The following is a 19,493-nucleotide window of genomic DNA, read 5'->3' as shown; positions in this document are numbered from 1 at the left end:
GTCAAAACGCCTGTGCTGTTATTACTGTCCTATATAATAAAACTGTCAGGGTTATAACCATGTCTACAGGGAAAACACTGCTCGCCCTTGCGCTGAGCGCGCTGTTACCAGCCGGTGCCGCATGGGCGGCAAATAACGACACCCTTATTTACTGTTCAGAAGCCTCCCCCGAGTCCTTCAACCCGCAAATCGCCAGCTCTGGCCCGTCTTTTGTGGCCAGCTCTCAGGTGCTGTATAACCGTCTGATCAATTTCGACCCGGTGAAAAACACCCCGGTGCCGTCGCTGGCGGAGTCCTGGACGATTTCGCCGGACGGCAAGACCTATACCTTTGCCCTGCGTAAAGGGGTGAAGTTCAACAGCAACAAATACTTCAAACCGACGCGCGACTTTAATGCCGATGACGTTATTTTCTCGGTCATGCGTCAGAAAGACCCTAAACACCCGTACCACAACGTGTCGCAGGGCAACTACGAGTACTTTAATGATGTCGGTCTCGATAAGCTGATCCAGGACGTTAAAAAGGTCGATGATTATCACATCCAGTTCACCCTCAGCGAACCCAACGCCGCGTTTCTGGCCGACTGGGGGATGGATTTCGCCTCGATTCTCTCCGCTGAATACGCCGACGCAATGCTGAAAAAAGGCACGCCTGAGAACGTGGACACCTGGCCGATTGGCACCGGGCCTTACGTGCTGCAGCAGTACAAAGTGGATTCGCTGATCCGCTACGTCGCGAACCCGAACTACTGGGAGGGCGAGGTGCCGACGAAGCATCTCATTTTCTCCATTACGCCAAACGTGGAAACTCGCCTGGCGAAGCTGCAGACCAACGAGTGCCAGATCATTCCTGCGCCATCCCCGGTTCAGTTTGACGCCATCAAAAACAACAAAGACCTGACGCTGTACTCGGTCGATGCGCTGAACGTCGGTTATCTGGCGTTTAACACCGAGAAAAAACCGTTTGATAACGTGCTGGTGCGTCAGGCGCTCAACTACGCGACCGACAAGAAGGCCATCGTTAATGCGGTGTTTATGGGATCGGGCACGGTGGCAAAATCGCCGATCCCGCCAAATATGCTGGGCTTCAATAAAGACCTCAAGGACTACAGCTACGATCCTGAAAAAGCGAAAGCCCTGCTGAAGCAGGCGGGTCTGGAGAAGGGCGCGGAAGTCACGCTGTGGTCAATGCCAGTTCAGCGTCCGTATAACCCGAACTCGCGTCGTATCGCGGAGATGATCCAAAGCGACTGGGCAAAAGTCGGCGTGAAGGCCAAAATTGTCTCCTACGAGTGGGGCGAATATCTCTCCGGAATGCGTAAAGGCGAACATGACTCCGCGCTGTTTGGCTGGATGTCCGACAACGGCGACCCGGACAACTTTGCCGATGTGCTGCTCGGCTGCAACAGCATTAAAACCGGCTCAAACGCCGCGCGCTGGTGCGATAAGGGGTATGATGCCCTGGTACAAAAAGCGAAGCTGACCAGCAGCCCGGCTGAGCGCGCCAAGCTCTATGGCCAGGCGCAGGAGATTTTCTACCAGCAGGCGCCGTGGATCGCGCTGGCCAACGGGAAAACGTTCTACGCGACCCGCAGCAATGTGACCGGGTACAGCGTAAGCCTGATGGGCAGCGATTTCTCGAAAGCGAAGCTGAACTAAGCCTTTTTAGCCGGGTGGCGGCTACGCCTTACCCGGCTTACATTTGGCACCCGTAGGCCCGGTAAGCGTAGCGCCACCGGGCACATAACAAGGAGTGACAATGTCACATTTAAACGAAGTTAGCGCCCGCGTCGATGCCGCTATCGAAGAGAGCGTGATTACCCATATGAACGAGCTGCTGATTGAATTAAGCGATGATGCAGAGCTTAGTCGTGAAGATCGCTACACCCAGCAGCAGCGTCTGCGCACCGCGATTTCGCACCACGGTAAGCAGCATAAAGAGGAGATGGACGCGCGTGAGGAACAGCTGACGAAAGGCGGCACCATACTGTAACCATCAAAACTGGCGTCGCGCCACCAGCCAGGCTCCGACCACCAGCATCACCGCGCCGCACACCGGGCCGATCAGGGCGCGCAGCGGGATGCCATGGCTCCTCAGCACGTCCAGCACCAGCCCGCCAATCAGCTGGCTTGCGACCAGCACGGCGATGGTCGTCGCCGCGCCAACGTTCTGATAGCCGCTGATGCTGGCAAACACGAAAAACGACCCCAGCAGCCCCGGGATAAGCGTCCACCAGCGCACCGTCGCGGCCAGCTCGCTGAATCCGGCCACGCCCTGTTTCAGCAGCAGAATAGTGACAAACAGCACGATGCCGACCAGCGAATTCAGCAGCATCGCGATGAGAATGGTGGAGGAAGACTGGGTGATACGCACCATCAGGGTGTTTTGCACCACCAGACCGATGCCCGCCGCGACCAGAAACGCCAGCGTCAGTGACTGATTCATGGGATCGCGTCCGGATCGCTGCGCTCGTCCAGCTGCAGCTGCATAAAGGTTAAGTCCAGCCAGCGGCCAAACTTGGTTCCCACCTGCGGCATTTGTCCGGTCGTCACAAAGCCGAGCGTTTCATGGAGATGAATCGAGGCATGGTTTTGCGCTTCAATGCCGGCCACCATCACGTGTTTCCCAATGGCGCGGGCCTCGTTAATCAGCGCCTTCATCAGCGTGCGGCCAATCCCTTTGCCCTGATGGGCCGGGTGGACATAGACCGAGTGCTCAACCGTATGACGGAAGCCGTCAAAGGCGCGCCAGTCGCCGAAAGAGGCGTAGCCGGTGATTACGCCGTCCTCTTCACTTACCAGAACCGGGTAGCCCGCAAGCGAGCGCGCCTCAAACCAGGCGATTCGGTTATCGGTATCGACGGTTTTATCGTTCCAGATCGCGGCAGTGTGCAGCACCGCGTGGTTGTAAATCTCGCCTATCGCAGCGCAGTCTTCTTTGCAGGCATGACGAACGATCATGATGAAGCCTCTGTGTGTTGTTCACTATAGTATTACGTTATCGCTACGATATTACACAACTGTATCGCCCGATCGCTATGGCATAAGCCATATTTTTTTGTTATCAAAAGCCCATTGAATTGCCGTTCATACACTATAGTATGACGTCATGAACACCATAACAGACACGATGAATCAACGGATTAGCGCAAGAATTCGCCTTGAACGCGAGTCTCGCGGATGGTCCCTGAGCGAGCTGGCGGACCGGGCAGGGGTCTCCCGCGCCATGATCCATAAGATAGAGCGCGGGGACAGTAGCCCGACAGCCACCTTGCTTGCCCGCCTGTCGGGCGCGTTTGGCATCAGCATGTCAACGCTGATTGCCCGGGCCGAAATGCAGGAGGGCAAGCTGCTGCGCCTGGCAAACCAGCCCGTCTGGCGCGATCCGCAGACGCACTACCTCCGCCGACATGTTTCTCCCCGTACCGATCTGCCCATCGACCTTGTTCAGGTGGAACTGCCTGCGGGAAGCGATGTTCCAATGCCAGCCTCTTCTTACGCGCTGGCGCGTCAGCTTATCTGGCTGCAGTCCGGTGAGCTGGTGTTTCAGGAGGGCGACACCCGCCACGAGATGCACGCCGGAGACTGTCTTGAGCTGGGGCCGCCTAATGACTGCCGGTTCATCAACGAGACGAATGAAACCTGCATCTATCTGGTTGTACGCCTCAATCAGTCTGGCTCGTAATGCTAATGCGATAACGCCGAACGTGAGCCAGGCTGTAATGACATTTGTCCCAGAAGGAGATCCTGATGAATCACTCTGTTTCGCATAACCGCCGCTGGGTGCTGGCCTCTCGTCCACAGGGCGCACCGGTCGCGGAAAATTTTCGTCTGGAAACGCAGCCTGTTCCGGAACCGGGTGCGGGGCAGCTTCTGCTTCGTACCGTCTGGCTGTCGCTGGATCCTTATATGCGCGGTCGCATGAGCGACGCGCCATCCTATTCACCGCCGGTTGAGCTCGGTGCGGTGATGGTGGGGGGAACGGTCAGCCGCGTTGAACAGTCAAACCATCCCGACTTCAAAGCCGGTGAATGGGTGCTGGGCTACAGCGGCTGGCAGGAGTATGAACTTTCGGACGGCAGCGGCCTGGTGAAGCTGGGCGACAATCCGTCTCATCCTTCCTGGTCGCTGGGCGTACTGGGCATGCCGGGCTTTACCGCCTATATGGGGCTGCTGGATATCGGGCAACCGAAAGCGGGTGAAACGCTGGTGGTGGCTGCGGCGACCGGCCCGGTTGGCGCGACAGTAGGGCAGATCGGCAAAATCAAAGGTTGCCGGGTGGTCGGCGTGGCTGGTGGCCCAGAGAAATGCCGCCATGCCGTTGAGGTTCTCGGCTTTGACCTGTGTCTGGATCACCATGCGGCGGATTTTGCCGACCAGCTGAAACACGCCTGTCCGAACGGTATTGATGTCTATTATGAAAACGTCGGCGGGAAAGTGTTTGATGCCGTGCTGCCCCTGCTGAACACCTCCGCGCGCGTGCCGGTGTGTGGCCTGGTGAGCGGCTATAACGCGACGGGCCTGCCGGAGGGGCCGGACCGCCTGCCGCTCCTGATGGCGACCCTTCTCAAGAAACGCATTCGTATGCAGGGTTTTATTATCGGCCAGGATTATGGACACCGCATTCATGAGTTCCAGGAAGAGATGGGGCGCTGGGTACAGGAGGGAAAAATCCACTATCGCGAACAGGTGACGGACGGGCTGGAAAACGCCCCCGAGGCGCTGATTGGCCTGCTGGAAGGACGAAACTTCGGCAAAGTCGTGATTCGCGTCGCGAGTGACAATAAATAAAGCGCACAATGGCGGGGTTTCCCGCCATATTTATTTGTGAAGATACGATATATTGTCTTTAATTACTGGACACGGTTTTTCGCGCCATCATCCCGGATGAGCCCGAAAACGATAAAAAAAATGATGTTTGCTTTTTTTTTGCTGTTTTACGTACTTCCCACCACCAGGCATGACGATACAGGATATATCGTACCGGCGCCGTTTTATTAAAACTGGCGTTTAAAAATAGCATTAAGTTTTAGCTACAGGAATTCCACATGCTTGATTTGGATCACTTAGAAAAAGCCCAAAGGGTTAGCCTTACCATGCAGGTTGAACACAGTTTGAAAGGGGCGTTAATTACAGGCTCCCTCAAACCAGGAGCACGACTGATTACGAAAGAGATTGCTGATAAATTAGGCACCAGTATTACGCCGGTTCGCGAAGCGCTGCTGCGCCTGGTCTCCTCAGGCGCACTTCACGCCACGCCAGCGCAGGCTTTTCTGGTCCCTGAGGTGACGCTGGAGCGTTATAACGAGATTAACGCCATCCGAAAACAGCTTGAGCCAATGGCGGTTGCCGCAGCATGCCAGAATATGTCAGACGGCAAGCTGGAGGCGTTGCGCAAAATGTCAGAGGCCTTCCATGAGGCCATGCGCAATGGAAACGTTCAGCAGGCCTTGCATGCGAATCGTGTCTTCAGGTTTACGCTTTATCAGTATGCGGAAATGCCGACGCTTAATGCTTTAATTGAACAGCTATGGGTCCGCATCGGCCCCTGTATGAACTATCTGCACCAGGAGCTTAGCGACATCAAAACGGCAACATATCACTATGACGAGCTTCTTTCAGCCCTTGAGCGGAGAGATGTGGAGGCCAGCCAAAAGGCGATTGATAAGTTGATTGATGAAGCGGATTCTCTTTTACAGCGACAATATTTTAACTGAGAGATTATTTATCAGAGCGACTATATACCGCCGCTAATTATTTATCTGGTGAATAACTCCTGATGGCTTATTGCCATCAGGAGGGTTATTTCATTTATAAAATAAACTTTTCTTTTTTGCTTACTCGAAGCGATAAGAGACCGACAGCCCGACGCCATAGTTACGGCCTGGTGCAGGCTCGTAATAACGACCGTTGGACTCGTTGACAATAACCGATCCCGCGTACTCTTTATCGAACAGGTTATCGACGCGGCCAAAGACGTCCATTCCCCAGTTGCCGTAGTTAAACTTATACCCGGTATTCAGCCCGACTACCGTATATGACGGCGCTTTCGCGGTGTTTTCGTCGTCGGCCATGATATCGCTCATGTAACGCACGTCCGTGCCCGCGTACCAGCCTTCCTCCGGCTGCCAGCCAAACGAAGCGAAGCCCATGTTGCGCGCAATCCCCGGCATACGGTTACCGTTACAGTCTGCGTCGCTGCAGACGTTAGTCCGGTAGGTGGCATCCAGATACGTCCACGCCATCTTCAGCTTCCAGTTCTCCGCGAACTGCTGATCCAGGGAAACTTCCACACCCTGACGGCGGGTTTTCCCGGCATTTTTATAGGTTGTGCGGCCCCCGGAACTGGAGTCCACCACGATCTCGTCATCCGTATCGGTGCGGAACAACGCCGCCGTCAGCAGACCGTTACCGATTCGGGTTTTGCTGCCCACTTCATACGTGTTATTCGTGGATGGCTTCAGGCCAATATTCAGACCGCCCTGATTATCGGCACGATAGGAGAGTTCGTTGATGGTTGGCGTTTCAAACCCACGCCCTGCGGCTGCGTAGAGGTTCCACCCGTCAGTCACCGCATACTTCACGGCGCCCGCCGGGAGCCATTTGTGATAGCTCGCCTCACCGCTGTCATCGCCGTTGCCCGGCGTAACGTAATGGTCATTGGAATCAAACCAGACCGAACTGTAGCGAACACCCGCATCGACAGAGAGTTTCTGTGTCAGCTGCCAGCTGCTCTGCAGATAAGGATCGACGTTCCACATCAGGTTGCGTTCGTCGCGACGTTTATCGCCTTTGACGCCGTAGTCCGGCACCCCGTTGCTCATCACGAAGTTCTCGTAGCCGCGACGATCTTCACTCAGGTTTTCGTAGTTCAGACCGGTGGTAAAGGTCACCGGCACCAGCAGCTCGCCGCGGTGCGTCCAGCGGGTATCCACGCCCTGATAGTGGCGTTGCATATCAATCACCCCGCCGGAGTGAGTGGCTTTTAGCTGCGGCTGATACGGAATCGACTGGTACTGCGTCATTTCACGCTCGCCGGCGTACATCATCACGCTCAGGTCGTCCTGGGTGCTGAGCTGGCGATCGTAGCGCAGACCGGCCTGGGTCTGCTTGATGGTCTTGCGGGTGTTGTACTGATCGCCGCGCGGCGACTGGCGCGGGTTGTCCCGCCACTCCTGATAATTCAGTCCACCCGGATCGTTGGCCTTCATGTCCACGCTGTTGAAGATCAGCGTCAGCTTGCTGACATCATCGATACGCACGCCCAGCTTCGCGTTGGCAAGATTCTTCCGCGCGCCGCTGTGGTCGCGATAGCCCTGGGTAGTGAAACGGGTGGTGGAAACGGTGTAATCCACATCGCCCGCGTGGGTGCCATCACCCATCGCGCCGGTGGCTTTCATGCCATAGCGCCAGGTACCGTAGCTGCCGTAATAGCTGCTCGCTTCAATAGTCGGCGGCTGCTGACCGGTCTGGGTGTTGATGTTAATCACGCCGCCAGAGGCGTTGCCGTACAGGGCAGAGAAGGGGCCGCGCAGCACTTCAACGCTCTCCACGCTGGAAAGATCGATGTTGGAGGTCTGGCCCTGTCCGTCCGGCATGGTGGCTGGAATACCGTCGACGTACATACGGATACCGCGCACCCCAAAGGTTGAGCGAGCGCCAAATCCGCGCATCGACAGCTGGAGATCCTGGGCGTAGTTCTGACGGTTCTGGATTTGCAGTCCCGGGACGCTGCCAAGGGATTCAGACAGGTTGATGCGGGGTGCAGCCTGGCGCATATCATCGCCATTGACGACGCTGACCGCTGCCGGGGTATCGAGTTCCGATACGGTTTGCGGCGTGGCGCTGACGATCATGGTCTGTTCCTCTGCGCTCATGGCGGTGAGCGGCGCAAAGATAACAGGAACCAGCAGCAGCGGGAGAGAAGCCTTACGGGCAGAAATGATTTTCATGAATAAAACCGATTGTGGTATGTAAACGAACCAAATGGAACATGTCCATACATGTTAAAGGTTTTGTAAATGTTTTGAAAACTATAACCGCACATTGCGTTAATGAAAGGCGAGAGGGGAAAGAAAAACTCCACATTCATCTGATTAATGATTACTATTCTCATTATCAAAAGGCAATGCCATGACGTTGTCTGCCGGAAGTGATGTCAGCCCAAACCCCACTTTTCAGAAAAGGAATTGTTATGTCTTTACGTCATCTGTGCTCGCCGCGTCTGAGCCTGTCACTGCTGTCTGCCACTTTACTGCTTGCCGGGACATTCCAGGTGCATGCCGCCGAAGAGGTGCTGCGTAAAGCGGTGGGCAAAGGGGCGTATGAAATGGCCGTGAGCCAGCAGGAGAATGCGCTGTGGGTGGCGACCTCGCAAAGCCGTAAAACCGACAAGGGCGGGGTTGTTTACCGTCTTGATCCGGTCACGCTGGACGTGACGCAGGCGATCCATAGCGATCTCAAACCCTTTGGTGCCACCTTTGACAACGCGACCCAAACGCTGTGGTTCGGTAATACGATCAACGGCGCGGTAACCGCGATTGATGCAAAAACGGGGGACGTAAAAGGGCGACTGGTGCTGGACGGGCGTCAACGCAGCGAAACCGTCAAACCGCTGCAGCCGCGCCAGCTGGTGGCGGATGACGCAAGCAATACGATTTACATCACCGGTGTCGGTAAAGAGAGCGTAATTTGGGTGGTGGATGGCGCCACACTGAAGCTAAAAGAGACCATTGCCAATACCGGTACTTACAGCACCGGCCTGGCGCTGGATGCGCAGGCGAAACGTCTGTACACCACGAATGCGGATGGCGAGCTGTTAACCATTGATACGGCCACCAACAAAATCCTGAGCCGTAAAAAAGTGCTGGATGACGGGAAAGAGCACTTCTACCTGAACCTGAGCCTCGACACAGCCGGTCAGCGAGCGTTCCTGACCGATTCAAAACAGCCGGAAGTGCTGGTGGTGAGCCTGAAAGACGGCAGCGTGATCGCGAAAATCGCCGCGCCGGAATCCCTGGCGGTCCTGTTTAACCCGGCCCGCAATGAAGCCTACGTGACGCACCGTGAAGCCGGCAAGGTGAGCGTGATTGATGGGAAAACGTATAAGGTGACTAAAACGTTCGACACGCCGGTCTACCCGAACAGCCTGGCGCTCTCTGCGGATGGCAAAACCCTGTACGTGACGGTGAAACAAAAATCTACCCGCCAGCAGGAAGCTACCCAGCCTGACGACGTGATTCGTATCGCGCTGTAAGATGGGAATTGCCCGGTGGCGCTGCGCTTACCGGGCCTACAAAATAATGAAATGTAGGCCGGGTAAGGCGAAGCCGCCACCCGGCTTTTTTATTAACGCGAGGTTTCTTCCACCAACGGCGCGTCGTGTTTTTCATCGTCAGGATGAACCGGCGCGGTGCTGTGAATTTCATGAACGCGTTTACGCACGCCGAACCAGCCCGCAATCAGCAGCACGGCCAGCAGTGGAATGGTCGCGATGGTGTAGGTGCCGTTCGGGTAGTCGAACGCCATCAGCACCAGCACGCTGAACAGGAAGAGCAGGGTGAGCCAGGACGTTACCGGCGCACCAGGCAGCTTGAAGCTGACGTCAGCGGCTTTGCCTTCTTTAATCGCCTTGCGCAGACGCATCTGGCAGACCACGATAAAGCCCCAGGATGCGATAATCCCGAGTGCAGCCACGTTCAGAACGATTTCGAACACCTGAGACGGAACGAGGTAGTTCAGGAACACGCCGAAGACATAGACCACCAGCGTCGCCAGAATACCGGCGTACGGCACGTGCTGCTTGCTCATCCTGGACATGAACTTCGGTGCAGAACCGCCCATCGACATGGAGCGCAGGATACGACCGGTCGAGTAGAGGCCGGAGTTCAGGCTTGAGAGCGCCGCCGTCAGCACCACGATGTTCATGATGCTGCCCACGTAAGGCACGCCCAGCTTAGAGAAGAAGGTCACGAACGGACTCTGACCCGCCTGGTAGGCGTTCCACGGCAGCAGCAGCACCAGCAGCACCACGGAACCGACGTAGAAGAGACCGATACGCCAGATCACGCTGTTGATGGCTTTTGGCACCATCGTCTGCGGATCTTTACATTCACCTGCAGCGGTACCCACCAGCTCGATGGAGGCGAAGGCGAACACGACGCCCTGAACCAGAACCAGCGCAGGCAGCAGACCGTGCGGGAAGAATCCGCCGTTATCGGTTATCAGGTGGAAGCCGGTGGCATTGCCATCCAGCGGCTTACCGCTGCCGAGGAAGACGGTACCCACGACCAGGAACACCACGATGGCCAGCACTTTAACCAGCGCAAACCAGAACTCCATCTCCGCGAACCATTTCACGCCGATCATGTTCATGGTGCCAACAATCGCCAGCGCGCCAAGCGCAAAGACCCACTGCGGCACATCGCCAAACGCGCCCCAGTAGTGCATATACAGCGCCACGGCGGTGATATCGACGATACCGGTCATCGCCCAGTTGACGAAGTACATCCAGCCCGCGACGTAAGCGGCTTTTTCACCGAGGAATTCACGGGCGTAAGAGACGAAGCTGCCGCTGGAAGGGCGATGCAGTACCAGTTCGCCCAGTGCACGAAGAATGAAGAAAGAGAAAATCCCGCACACCAGATAGACCAGGGCGAGAGCCGGGCCAGCCATCTGCAGGCGTGCACCAGCACCTAAAAACAGACCCGTTCCGATAGCGCCGCCGATGGCGATCATTTGAACCTGACGGTTGCCCATCGCTTTGTGGTAGCCCTCTTCATGGGAGTTCAACCAGCGACGTTTAGCAGCATGATGATCGGCTGCGCTTTTATTGCTTGTTTTCATTGAGTTACCTGTTTGCCTGTCTGAACCATTATCGTGATAGTCCTGCCTGGCAGAGCGCAATACAAACGATTGCTTCTGCGCAAACACATGTCGCCTCCCCAGTCATTCTGCGTATGGATAAGGCGAAACATGGCGAGGCATCCTACCTGCAATTCATAAGCGACGCAAAATATAACCGTGCCGAAAGTGATGCACGTCGAAGGAAATCGTGTGGTCAGAGCAGACGGGGATCACAACACGCTGAAACGTGATGAGTTTTTAGTCAAAACAATGGCGGGGTTGATTATTTAATCATCAGATTATCTTAATTATTACCAGATGGTATAAATTTTTGCTGCTGCAGGGCATCGAGAAGTAACCTGAACGCGGTTGTGTGCTGCCGACGGCTCGGATAATAGAGGTGATATCCTTCAAACGTGGGGCACCACGATTCAAGGACCCTGACCAGCCGTCCCTGATTCAGAGCGTCCAGAACCGAGGACTCGGGCACGTAGGCTAATCCGAGACCATTCTCCGCGGCGTCGATGCGCTGCGACAGGTTATTCAGCGTAAGCTGTCCGTCAACCCGCACGCGAAGCTCGCGCCCGTCGCGCTCAAATTCCCAGTCATACAATCCCCCTCGGGTGGGCAGGCGGAGATTGATACAGCGGTGTTCGCCTAGCTGCTCCGGCACGAGCGGCACGCCAAAACGAGCCAGGTAATCCGGGGAGCCGACGACCGCCATGCGCATGTCCGTCGCAATCCGCACCGCAATCATGTCTTTTGCCACCTGTTCACCCAGGCGAACCCCTGCGTCGAAGCGGCCATCTACGATATCTGTCAGGCCATTGTCGACCGACACTTCGACGTTAATGTCAGGATACTGCAGCATAAAAGGCTTCAGTACCGGCCAGAGCACGGCGTCCATCGCGTGCTCGCCGGCGACGATGCGGATAGCGCCTGCGGGTTTGTCGCGGGTGCTGCGAAGCGCCGTGAGTTCCTGTTCGATCTCCAGCAGATGCGGGCTGAGGCGCGAAAAAAGCTGCTCACCCGCGGGTGTCGGAACCACGCTGCGTGTTGTGCGGGTTAACAGGCGAACGTCTAATCGCGCTTCAAGCTTGCGCATCGCATGGCTCAGTGCCGATTGCGATACGCCCAGCTGCGCCGCTGCGCGCGTAAAGCTGCGCTCGCGGGCCACCACCATAAAGGAGAGCAGATCGTTGAAATTATCTTTTAGCATCGCGGTTCTATTTATGAGTTTCAGTCATGTGTCCTATCTGATTATGCACCCTAATGCTCCCGAGTGCTTTGCGCTACTGTTAACGCAACAGTCAACGAGGAGCAAAAGATGAAAATTATCCGCAGCGGTTCATTACCTTCAGTACGAGGACCGGAAGCCTGGTTTACCGGCGCTGTTCGCATTGACGCGCCCTTTCAGGCGACCGAACCTGCCAGCGTCGGCGGGGCAACCGTAACCTTTGAGCCGGGCGCGCGCACGGCCTGGCATACGCATCCCCTGGGACAAACGCTGATTGTGACGCAGGGTCGCGGCTGGTTACAGGAGTGGGGCAAAGAGGCGGAAATCCTGAATCAGGGTGATATCGCCTGGATCCCACCCGGCGTGAAGCACTGGCACGGCGCAAGTGCGCAAACGGCGATGACGCATCTTGCCATCGCCGAAGCGGTAAACGGCAGCCCGGTAACATGGCTGGAAAAAGTGACCGACGAGCAGTACCCGAACGGCTAACCGCCAAAAACGGCAATCGCCTGCTGCAGGCGCGTCGTCCGCTGCGTCAGGTGATTCGCGGCGTGAGTGACGTTATCCACCATCCCCGTATTGCTCTGGGTCATTGCGCCGATACGGGAGAGGGAGGCGTTAATCAGCGTCAGCGCCTGGGTTTGCTCCTGCGTGGCGTGGCCAATCTCCTTAATCAAGGTGGAAACCTGCAGAACATGGTCGATCATGACCGTCAACTGTGATTCGGTTTGTACCACCTTTTCCACGCCAGCGTTGACGCTGGCAACGTTTTTCTCGATCAGCGCTTTGATCTCTTTCGCCGCCGTCGCGGAGTGCTGTGCAAGATTGCGCACCTCAGCCGCGACCACAGCAAAGCCGCGGCCGGCTTCACCCGCGCGCGCCGCTTCCACGGCTGCATTCAGCGCAAGAATATTGGTCTGGAAGGCAATACGATCGATAACGCTGATAATATCGACGATCTGGCCGTTATCCTGCGACACGGACTGCATCATACCGATGGTCTCTTTCATCATCGCTTCGCCGCAGTGGGCGCTCTCGCGGGTGCGATCCGCCATCTGAATCGCCTCGTTCGCGGTTTCGGCCGTCTGCTTCACGGCGCTGGCGATCTCTTCCACCGCAGATGCGGTTTGCTGCAAGAAATCTGCAGTTTCCTCAGAGCGCGTCTGCAGCGCTGCACCTTCTTTCGCGACCTGCTGGCTGATGGTGCCAATACCGCTGATTTGCGCCCCGACATCGTCAACCAGCGAGTTCAGGTTTAAACCAGACTGATTCACCAGGCGCATCATCAGCCCGATATCATCGATCCTGTCAAAATGGTAATAGTCCGTTTTACGTCCTGAAACCACGCGCTGCATCTGTTGAACAATGGATTTTACCGGCCGGGCGATCTGCGCATGAAGATAACAGGACAGCGCAGAAAAAAGCAGCACCAGAGTGGTGGCCTGAACGAGACGATCGCGGAATAAATATACCGCCAGGCAGGAAAGTAACGCTGTCGCAGTAATACCAAGCTGAATTCGTTTTCCGGTACTGAGACATTTAAAGAGCGACAAAAAGGAAAATAAACCGCGCCGAACGAACAGTCCTTTATAAAAACGGTACTGTTTTAATTCATTATTACGTACTTTTGCATACAGATTTTCACTGGCCGCGATCTCCTCCCGTGAGGGGATATTGCGCACCGAAATATAGCCGGTCAGGGATTCCCCCTGCCAGACCGGCGTCACGTTGGCACGCACCCAGTAGTGATCGCCATTATGACGACGATTCTTCACCAGCCCTGTCCAGGTCTCACCCTGCTGGAGGGTAAACCACATGTCGCCAAACGCTTCGGCAGGCATGTCGGGATGGCGGATGAGGTTATGCGGCTCACCCAGAAGATGCTCTTCTTTATATCCGCTGGCTTCTATAAAAGCCGAGTTTGCATAGGTAATATGACTTTTTGTATCGGTGGTGGACATTAACGTCGAACCAGCGTTAAGTAAATACTCGTTTTGTGTAACGGGGGTGTTACGCCTCATGAGTAACTCCATGATGTTGTGCAAGAATAAAAACCCGGAAAGCGCTCCGGCAAGATAAAAGTGATTATTTTAATAACGATCTGCACATATTCTCGCTGAAATTGAGATCCTCCGAAATACCCGGCGTTCATTATTTTTAATATGTTAATGTTATCGGATGTAATAAAATTGAAAATATTTTAGTGGGTGTTATTTTGAATCGATTTAAATAAATGACCTAAGCCAAACTGCAAGAGGGAGATCGCCTCCCTGGAAAAATTGTCATGCTGAAATAGCGTTTCGTTAACAGAATGAAAACGCTATGATTTGGTCTCATTTTCGTGAATACAGGGAGGCTGAGGTGAAAATTAACGTCATAGGAACCAGCGGGAGTGGAAAAAGCACGCTGGCGAAGCAGATTGCGACCGAACTGGCTATTCCCTGTATCGAGATGGACAGACTCTACTGGCAGGCTGACTGGCAGGGCACGCCGGACGACGAGTTTCAGGCAAAGCTGGCGCAGGCGCTACAGGCTTCGCCTGACTGGGTACTGGACGGTAACTACAACCGCACGCGGCCTGTGAAATGGCGCGATGTCGATGTGGTGGTGTGGGTGGATTACGGGTTTACCCGCACCCTCTGGCAGGCCGTCACGCGAGCAATAAAGCGGGCCTGGCATAAGCACGAACTCTGGCCGGGAACGGGGAATAAAGAGAGTTTCCGGCGCGCGTTCTTCAGCAGAGAATCCATTATCATCTGGACGATAAAAACCTGGCGTAACAACCGTACGCGCTATGAAGCCGATCTGCAAAACCCGCAATATAGCCATATTCGCTTCGTCCGCATTACCCGTCGGGAGCAGGTGGAATCGCTGATTGCCTCCTTAAAGTCTTATTCTTAGCAGGGTTTTATATATCTGTTTTCCGGCAAACTAAATGTAAATTAATTGTTTCTCAGTGGTGAAATGCGCCTTTAATAATGTCGACATGTTAAGTCAAACGAGAACGCAACATGTCATGGCGAATCAGCATTCTGGATAAAAGCCCCATCGCTGAAAACGAAACGGCTGCCGATGCACTGGCGCGTACCCTGGCGCTGGCGCAGCAGGCAGAAAATCTGGGCTATCACCGCTTCTGGATTGCCGAACACCACAACACCCCACAGCTTGCCAGTCCTTCGCCGGAGCTGCTGATTGCCTGGATCCTCGGGCAAACCACGCGCATTCGCGTCGGGTCAGGCGGCGTAATGCTTCAGCACTACAGCCCCTATAAAGTCGCCGAGAACTTCAACGTGCTGGCCGCGCTGGCGCCTGGCCGCGTCGATCTCGGCGTCGGGAAAGCCCCCGGCGGATTACCGCTCTCAACCCGCGCGCTGCAGCAGGGCCTGAATCAACAGGAAAAGGGCAGTTTTGCCGAACAACTGGCCCAGCTCGACCGCTGGATCCGTCCTGAGCATCACGCTATTGAAGAGGCCGTCCGCGCCACGCCGCTGCCGCCGTTGCCTGCTGAGGGTTTCCTGCTGGGCGCGAGTACCGAAAGCGCGCTGCTCGCCGCCAGGCTCGACTGGCACTTTGTGTTTGCCGCACACCTGAACGGTGACCCGGAACTGCTGCGCGAGGTGGTATCGACCTGGCGCGAGAACAGCGCGCGGGACGTGATAGTGGCGGTGCAGGCGATTGTCGCGCCGACGCAGGCTGAGGCAGACGCGCTGGCGCAGAAGGTCGAAGTGTGGGGCGTTGAGCTGGCAAACGGGCAGCGTGTCACCGTGGCCAGCGAAGAACAGGCCTACGCGTTTGCACGCCAGGCGGGCAGTGAGCCGGTGCGCATTGCACGTCGCGCGCAGTCGCTGCTGGCGGGTACCGCTGAGTCGGTAGTGGAACAGCTCAACGCGCTGCACCAGCAGTGGGGCATTGACGAATTTATCATCGACACGCCGGTAGCGGAGGGGGCTACGCGCGTCGCGTCGCTGCGCCTGCTGGCCGAGGCGCGTCTTAACAAGGAGGTCACCGTATGAGCTTTGGCGAACAACTGATTGCCTGGCGCCGCGAACTGCACCAGAACCCGGAGCTGTCCGGCCAGGAGGTCGAAACCACCGCGCGCCTGCGCCAGTGGCTGACCAACGCCGGGATCACCCCACAGCCTTACGACCTGTCGACCGGGCTGGTGGCGGAAATCGGAACGGGCAGCAGGCTGGTTGCGCTGCGTGCCGACATTGACGCGCTGCCGATCGAGGAGCGCAGCGGCGTGCCGTTTAGCTCACAGCATGCAGGGGTGATGCACGCCTGCGGACACGATATTCACACCAGCGTCATCCTCGGCGCCGCGTTAAAGCTGAAAGAGCGGGAGGCCTCGCTTAACGGCCGGGTGCGCATCCTGTTTCAGCCTGCTGAAGAGAACTTTGGCGGTGCGAAGAGCATGGTGCGCGCAGGGGCCTTACGCGATGTCAGCGCGATTTTCGGTATGCACAACGAGCCCGGCCTGCCGGTCGGTGAGTTCGCCACCCGCGGCGGGCCGTTCTACGCCAACGTCGACCGCTTTGTGATCCGCATTACCGGCAAAGGCGCGCACGCCGCACGTCCTCATGAAGGTAACGACGCCATTGTGCTGGCGAGCCAGCTGGTAACGGCGCTGCAAAGCGTCGCCAGTCGCAACGTCAACACGCTGGATTCGGTGGTGCTGAGCGTGACACGTATTGCGGGCGGCAACACCTGGAACGTGCTGCCGGAAAGCGTCGAGCTGGAAGGCACGTTGCGAACCCATCGCACGGAAGTACAGCAGAATGTGAAAGCCCGCGTGGGCGAAATCGCCGCCGGTTTTGCCAGCGCCTTCAGCGCGCAGATTGATATCACCTGGTATGCCGGGCCTACCGCGCTGGTGAATGACGAGCGCTGGGCTGATTTTGCCACCTCGGTCGCGCGTGAGGCCGGATATGAAACCCGGCACGCGGAACTGCATATGGGCGGGGAAGATTTTGCGGTCTATTTGCAGTCTGTTCCCGGCGCGTTTGTCAGCATTGGCAGCAACAGTCCGTTTGGTTTACATCACCCGGCCTTTAACCCGGATGAAGCACTGATTGAGCCCGCCGCCCGCTATTTTGCACAGCTTGCGGAAAAAGCCCTGCAACACGTTTAATTCAGGAGAGGTAAATATGTCTGCAACCCGACAACTGCGGCTGGGCACCATTCTGCATGGTGCATCCGGGAATATGTCCGCCTGGCGCCATCCTACAGCGATCGCCGACGCCAGTATTAATTTCGACTTTGTGAAAGCGACGGCGTTAAAGGCCGAGGAAGGGAAGCTCGATTTTCTCTTTGTGGCCGATGGCCTCTATATTAACGAGAAATCGATCCCCCATTTTCTGAATCGTTTTGAACCGTTAACCGTGCTTTCCGCACTGGCCAGCATCACCTCGCGCCTGGGGCTGGTGGGAACCTTATCCACCTCCTACAGCGAGCCCTTCACCACGGCGCGCCAGTTCGCGAGCCTCGATCACCTGAGCAACGGCCGCGCGGGCTGGAACGTGGTGACCTCGCCGCTGGAAGGGTCGGCCAAGAACTTTTCCCGCGAAAAACACCCCGAGCATGCGCTGCGCTACCGGATTGCGGATGAGTATCTCGACGTGGTGAAAGGGCTGTGGGATTCCTGGGAAGGGGACGCGTTTATTCGTAACAAAGAGAGCGGCCAGTTTTTTGACCCGGCGAAACTGCATACGCTCGATCACCACGGTGACTTCTTCCAGGTCGCCGGTCCGCTGAATATTGGCCGCACGCCGCAAGGTCGCCCGATTGTCTTTCAGGCCGGGGCGTCGGACGACGGGAAAAAGCTGGCGGCGAAACATGCCGACGCCATTTTCACCCACCACGAGACGCTCGATGAGGCAAAAGCCTTTTACCGCGACGTAAAACAGCAGCAGGAAACAAACGGCCGCCGCGCGTCGGATCTCCATATTTTCCAGGGCGTCAGCGTGATTGTGGGGAAAGATGCCGATGATGTGGAAAATCAGTACCAGACCACGGCGGCGCTGGTGTCGATTAATGACGCCCTCAATTACCTCGGGCGTTATTTTGAACATCACGATTTCAGCCAGTATCCGCTCGACGAGCCGTTCCCGGATATCGGCGACTTAGGCAAAAACAGCTTCCGCAGCACCACCGATGAAATCAAGCGTAACGCTCGCGAACGCAACTTAACCCTGCGTCAGGTGGCGCTGGAGGCCGCTTCGCCGCGCCCGCGCTTTTCCGGCACGCCGGAGGAGGTGGCAGACGGTCTTCAGGCCTGGTTTGAAGGCTATGCCGCAGACGGCTTCATTATTCAGGGCGGCACGCCGGACACCTTCCCGCGCTTTGTTGACCAGGTGGTGCCCATTCTTCAGGCCCGCGGCCTGTTCCGTACCGACTACCCGGGCACCACGCTGCGTGAAAGCCTTGGCTTAGACCAACCGAAAAACCAGTACACACAACAATAAAAGAGAACCCCGCTATGCAGAAATCATCGCTTATTCTGGCGCTCGCGCTGGCCTTTACCCCTGCCGTCTGGGCAGAGAATGTGAATATTAACGGCACCGGTGTGAGCATCGAGGCCAATAAAACCCCGATTAACACCGCGAAAAATAGCGATGCGGTAGCGCAGCTGCCGAAAGACTATCGCTTTGCCGTGCCGGGGAAATTTACCGTTGCGGTGGCGGGACTCAATCAGCCGCCGCTGACGGTCTTCTCCGACGACAACAAAACCCTGCTGGGAAGCGAAGTTGACGTCGCGCGTCTGGTCGCCGACAGCCTCGGGCTGGAGCTCAACGTGGTGCCCACCTCCTGGGAGGACTGGCCGCTGGGCGTGGCGTCCGGGAAATACGATGCCGCCATCAGCAACATCACCGTCACTAAAGAGCGCAAACAGAAGTTTGATTTTGCTACCTATCGTAAGGATTCCCTCGGCTTTTACGTGAAATCCACCAGCCCGATTACGTCGCTGCAGAAGGCGGAAGACATCGCCGGGCTGAAGATTATCGTCGGCTCCGGCACCAACCAGGAGGCCATCCTGCTGGCATGGAATGCCGAAAACCTGAAGAAGGGGCTGAAGCCCTTTACCCCGATCTACACCAAAGACGATGCGGCCCAAACCCTGGCGCTGCAGTCCGGACGCGCGGATGCCTACTTTGGCCCGAACGTGATTGGCGCCTGGAAAGCGGCGCTGAACGGGAAAACCAAACTGGTGGGCAGCGTCGACGGCGGCTGGCCGAAGGCGGCACACATCGCGGTGACGCTGAAAAAAGGCAGCGGACTGGTTGAGCCGGTGCAAACCGCGCTGAACGGCGTCATCAAAAACGGCGATTACGACAAAGTGCTGAACCGCTGGGGAGAAGGGGTTGAGCGCATTCCTCAGTCCGAAGTGAACCCGGCTGGCCTGGGCGATTAAG

General features: G+C 56.5%; 16 protein-coding genes and 1 pseudogene. 11 read left to right on the top strand and 6 right to left on the bottom strand.

Translation table 11 applies throughout. The features are described from left to right. Positions 1 to 59 precede the first annotated feature (59 nt). A complete protein-coding gene (locus tag F3J31_RS01540; RefSeq protein ID WP_167210907.1) occupies positions 60 to 1,658 on the top strand; it encodes an ABC transporter substrate-binding protein in 1,599 nt (532 codons plus the stop codon). Between the two features lie 100 nt (positions 1,659 to 1,758). Then, positions 1,759 to 1,992: a YdcY family protein gene (locus F3J31_RS01535; protein WP_167210906.1), complete on the top strand. Its 234-nt coding sequence runs from the start codon at positions 1,759 to 1,761 to the stop codon at positions 1,990 to 1,992. A gap of 3 nt (positions 1,993 to 1,995) precedes the next feature. Here F3J31_RS01535 and F3J31_RS01530 read toward each other — a convergent pair whose 3' ends face one another. Both F3J31_RS01530 and F3J31_RS01525 read right to left on the bottom strand, forming a co-directional pair. After that, positions 1,996 to 2,445 carry a DMT family transporter gene (locus F3J31_RS01530; RefSeq protein ID WP_048029829.1) on the bottom strand — a complete coding sequence of 150 codons (450 nt, stop codon included), beginning with the start codon at positions 2,443 to 2,445 and terminating at the stop codon, positions 1,996 to 1,998. Continuing rightward, positions 2,442 to 2,960 carry a GNAT family N-acetyltransferase gene (locus F3J31_RS01525; protein WP_023292298.1) on the bottom strand — a complete coding sequence of 173 codons (519 nt, stop codon included), beginning with the start codon at positions 2,958 to 2,960 and terminating at the stop codon, positions 2,442 to 2,444. The genes F3J31_RS01530 and F3J31_RS01525 overlap by 4 nt, the downstream gene beginning before the upstream one ends. 148 nt (positions 2,961 to 3,108) lie before the next feature. Here F3J31_RS01525 and F3J31_RS01520 point away from each other — a divergent pair, with 148 nt between their 5' ends. From F3J31_RS01520 to F3J31_RS01510, 3 genes are all read left to right on the top strand, one after another. Beyond that, the gene (locus tag F3J31_RS01520; protein ID WP_008501301.1) at positions 3,109 to 3,684 is read left to right on the top strand and encodes a helix-turn-helix domain-containing protein; all 576 of its coding nucleotides are present in this window, start codon (positions 3,109 to 3,111) and stop codon (positions 3,682 to 3,684) included. A 65-nt stretch (positions 3,685 to 3,749) separates the two neighbouring features. Continuing rightward, positions 3,750 to 4,790, top strand: coding sequence for an NADP-dependent oxidoreductase (locus F3J31_RS01515; protein ID WP_167210905.1), 1,041 nt, complete (start codon positions 3,750 to 3,752; stop codon positions 4,788 to 4,790). 257 nt (positions 4,791 to 5,047) lie between these two features. Then, positions 5,048 to 5,716, top strand: a complete 669-nt coding sequence (locus F3J31_RS01510; protein ID WP_044596524.1) for a GntR family transcriptional regulator — start codon at positions 5,048 to 5,050, stop codon at positions 5,714 to 5,716. A 120-nt stretch (positions 5,717 to 5,836) separates the two neighbouring features. On the opposite strand, the gene pqqU is transcribed toward F3J31_RS01510, so the two are convergent. After that, complete coding sequence (gene pqqU / locus F3J31_RS01505; protein WP_167210904.1) at positions 5,837 to 7,951, bottom strand: TonB-dependent receptor PqqU; 2,115 nt, start codon at positions 7,949 to 7,951, stop codon at positions 5,837 to 5,839. A gap of 242 nt (positions 7,952 to 8,193) precedes the next feature. On the opposite strand from pqqU, the gene F3J31_RS01500 reads away from it, so the two are divergent. Next, on the top strand, positions 8,194 to 9,255 hold the full coding sequence (locus tag F3J31_RS01500; RefSeq protein ID WP_167210903.1) for a YncE family protein: 1,062 nt from the start codon (positions 8,194 to 8,196) through the stop codon (positions 9,253 to 9,255). A 92-nt stretch (positions 9,256 to 9,347) separates the two neighbouring features. Here the strand turns inward: F3J31_RS01500 and ansP are convergent, their stop codons facing one another. Both ansP and F3J31_RS01490 read right to left on the bottom strand, forming a co-directional pair. Beyond that, positions 9,348 to 10,844: an L-asparagine permease gene (gene ansP, locus F3J31_RS01495; protein WP_023618706.1), complete on the bottom strand. Its 1,497-nt coding sequence runs from the start codon at positions 10,842 to 10,844 to the stop codon at positions 9,348 to 9,350. A 304-nt stretch (positions 10,845 to 11,148) separates the two neighbouring features. Next, a complete protein-coding gene (locus tag F3J31_RS01490; RefSeq protein ID WP_167210901.1) occupies positions 11,149 to 12,063 on the bottom strand; it encodes a LysR family transcriptional regulator in 915 nt (304 codons plus the stop codon). 108 nt (positions 12,064 to 12,171) lie between these two features. On the opposite strand from F3J31_RS01490, the gene F3J31_RS01485 reads away from it, so the two are divergent. After that, a complete protein-coding gene (locus tag F3J31_RS01485; protein WP_008501772.1) occupies positions 12,172 to 12,570 on the top strand; it encodes a cupin domain-containing protein in 399 nt (132 codons plus the stop codon). Here the strand turns inward: F3J31_RS01485 and F3J31_RS01480 are convergent. Then, positions 12,567 to 14,102 carry a methyl-accepting chemotaxis protein gene (locus F3J31_RS01480; RefSeq protein WP_167210898.1) on the bottom strand — a complete coding sequence of 512 codons (1,536 nt, stop codon included), beginning with the start codon at positions 14,100 to 14,102 and terminating at the stop codon, positions 12,567 to 12,569. The two genes, F3J31_RS01485 and F3J31_RS01480, sit on opposite strands and share 4 nt — an antisense overlap. 340 nt (positions 14,103 to 14,442) lie before the next feature. On the opposite strand from F3J31_RS01480, the gene F3J31_RS01475 reads away from it, so the two are divergent. The 4 genes and pseudogenes from F3J31_RS01475 to F3J31_RS23330 all read left to right on the top strand — a co-directional run bounded on the left by F3J31_RS01475 (position 14,443) and on the right by F3J31_RS23330 (position 19,492). Next, entirely contained in the window at positions 14,443 to 14,982 is a 540-nt protein-coding gene (locus F3J31_RS01475; protein WP_167210895.1) for an AAA family ATPase, read from the top strand. 110 nt (positions 14,983 to 15,092) lie between these two features. Then, a complete protein-coding gene (locus tag F3J31_RS01470; RefSeq protein WP_167210892.1) occupies positions 15,093 to 16,094 on the top strand; it encodes an LLM class flavin-dependent oxidoreductase in 1,002 nt (333 codons plus the stop codon). Beyond that, entirely contained in the window at positions 16,091 to 17,212 is a 1,122-nt protein-coding gene (locus F3J31_RS01465; RefSeq protein WP_045908821.1) for an amidohydrolase, read from the top strand. Before F3J31_RS01470 ends, F3J31_RS01465 begins: the two co-directional genes overlap by 4 nt. Before the next feature lie 16 nt (positions 17,213 to 17,228). Beyond that, positions 17,229 to 19,492: pseudogene (locus tag F3J31_RS23330) on the top strand (NtaA/DmoA family FMN-dependent monooxygenase). The last annotated feature ends 1 nt before the right edge of the window (position 19,493 follow it).

The organism is Enterobacter sp. Acro-832 (assembly GCF_011752745.1).
GTDB classification, from domain to species: domain Bacteria; phylum Pseudomonadota; class Gammaproteobacteria; order Enterobacterales; family Enterobacteriaceae; genus Enterobacter; species Enterobacter quasiroggenkampii.
The sequence above is the reverse complement of the archived record's forward strand: the minus strand, read 5'-3'. Positions and strand labels throughout refer to the sequence as shown.

Bases quoted from the DNA above. Each gene is read 5' to 3' on its own strand.
- F3J31_RS01510 (WP_044596524.1), top strand. From the start codon at position 5,048: ATGCTTGATTTGGATCACTTAGAAAAAGCCCAAAGGGTTAGCCTTACC.
- F3J31_RS01470 (WP_167210892.1), top strand. From the start codon at position 15,093: ATGTCATGGCGAATCAGCATTCTGGATAAAAGCCCCATCGCTGAAAAC.
- F3J31_RS01515 (WP_167210905.1), top strand. From the start codon at position 3,750: ATGAATCACTCTGTTTCGCATAACCGCCGCTGGGTGCTGGCCTCTCGT.
- F3J31_RS01500 (WP_167210903.1), top strand. From the start codon at position 8,194: ATGTCTTTACGTCATCTGTGCTCGCCGCGTCTGAGCCTGTCACTGCTG.
- ansP (WP_023618706.1), bottom strand. From the start codon at position 10,844: ATGAAAACAAGCAATAAAAGCGCAGCCGATCATCATGCTGCTAAACGT.
- F3J31_RS01520 (WP_008501301.1), top strand. From the start codon at position 3,109: ATGAACACCATAACAGACACGATGAATCAACGGATTAGCGCAAGAATT.
- F3J31_RS01485 (WP_008501772.1), top strand. From the start codon at position 12,172: ATGAAAATTATCCGCAGCGGTTCATTACCTTCAGTACGAGGACCGGAA.
- F3J31_RS01535 (WP_167210906.1), top strand. From the start codon at position 1,759: ATGTCACATTTAAACGAAGTTAGCGCCCGCGTCGATGCCGCTATCGAA.
- F3J31_RS01525 (WP_023292298.1), bottom strand. From the start codon at position 2,960: ATGATCGTTCGTCATGCCTGCAAAGAAGACTGCGCTGCGATAGGCGAG.
- pqqU (WP_167210904.1), bottom strand. From the start codon at position 7,951: ATGAAAATCATTTCTGCCCGTAAGGCTTCTCTCCCGCTGCTGCTGGTT.
- F3J31_RS01530 (WP_048029829.1), bottom strand. From the start codon at position 2,445: ATGAATCAGTCACTGACGCTGGCGTTTCTGGTCGCGGCGGGCATCGGT.
- F3J31_RS01540 (WP_167210907.1), top strand. From the start codon at position 60: ATGTCTACAGGGAAAACACTGCTCGCCCTTGCGCTGAGCGCGCTGTTA.
- F3J31_RS01465 (WP_045908821.1), top strand. From the start codon at position 16,091: ATGAGCTTTGGCGAACAACTGATTGCCTGGCGCCGCGAACTGCACCAG.
- F3J31_RS01490 (WP_167210901.1), bottom strand. From the start codon at position 12,063: ATGCTAAAAGATAATTTCAACGATCTGCTCTCCTTTATGGTGGTGGCC.
- F3J31_RS01480 (WP_167210898.1), bottom strand. From the start codon at position 14,102: ATGAGGCGTAACACCCCCGTTACACAAAACGAGTATTTACTTAACGCT.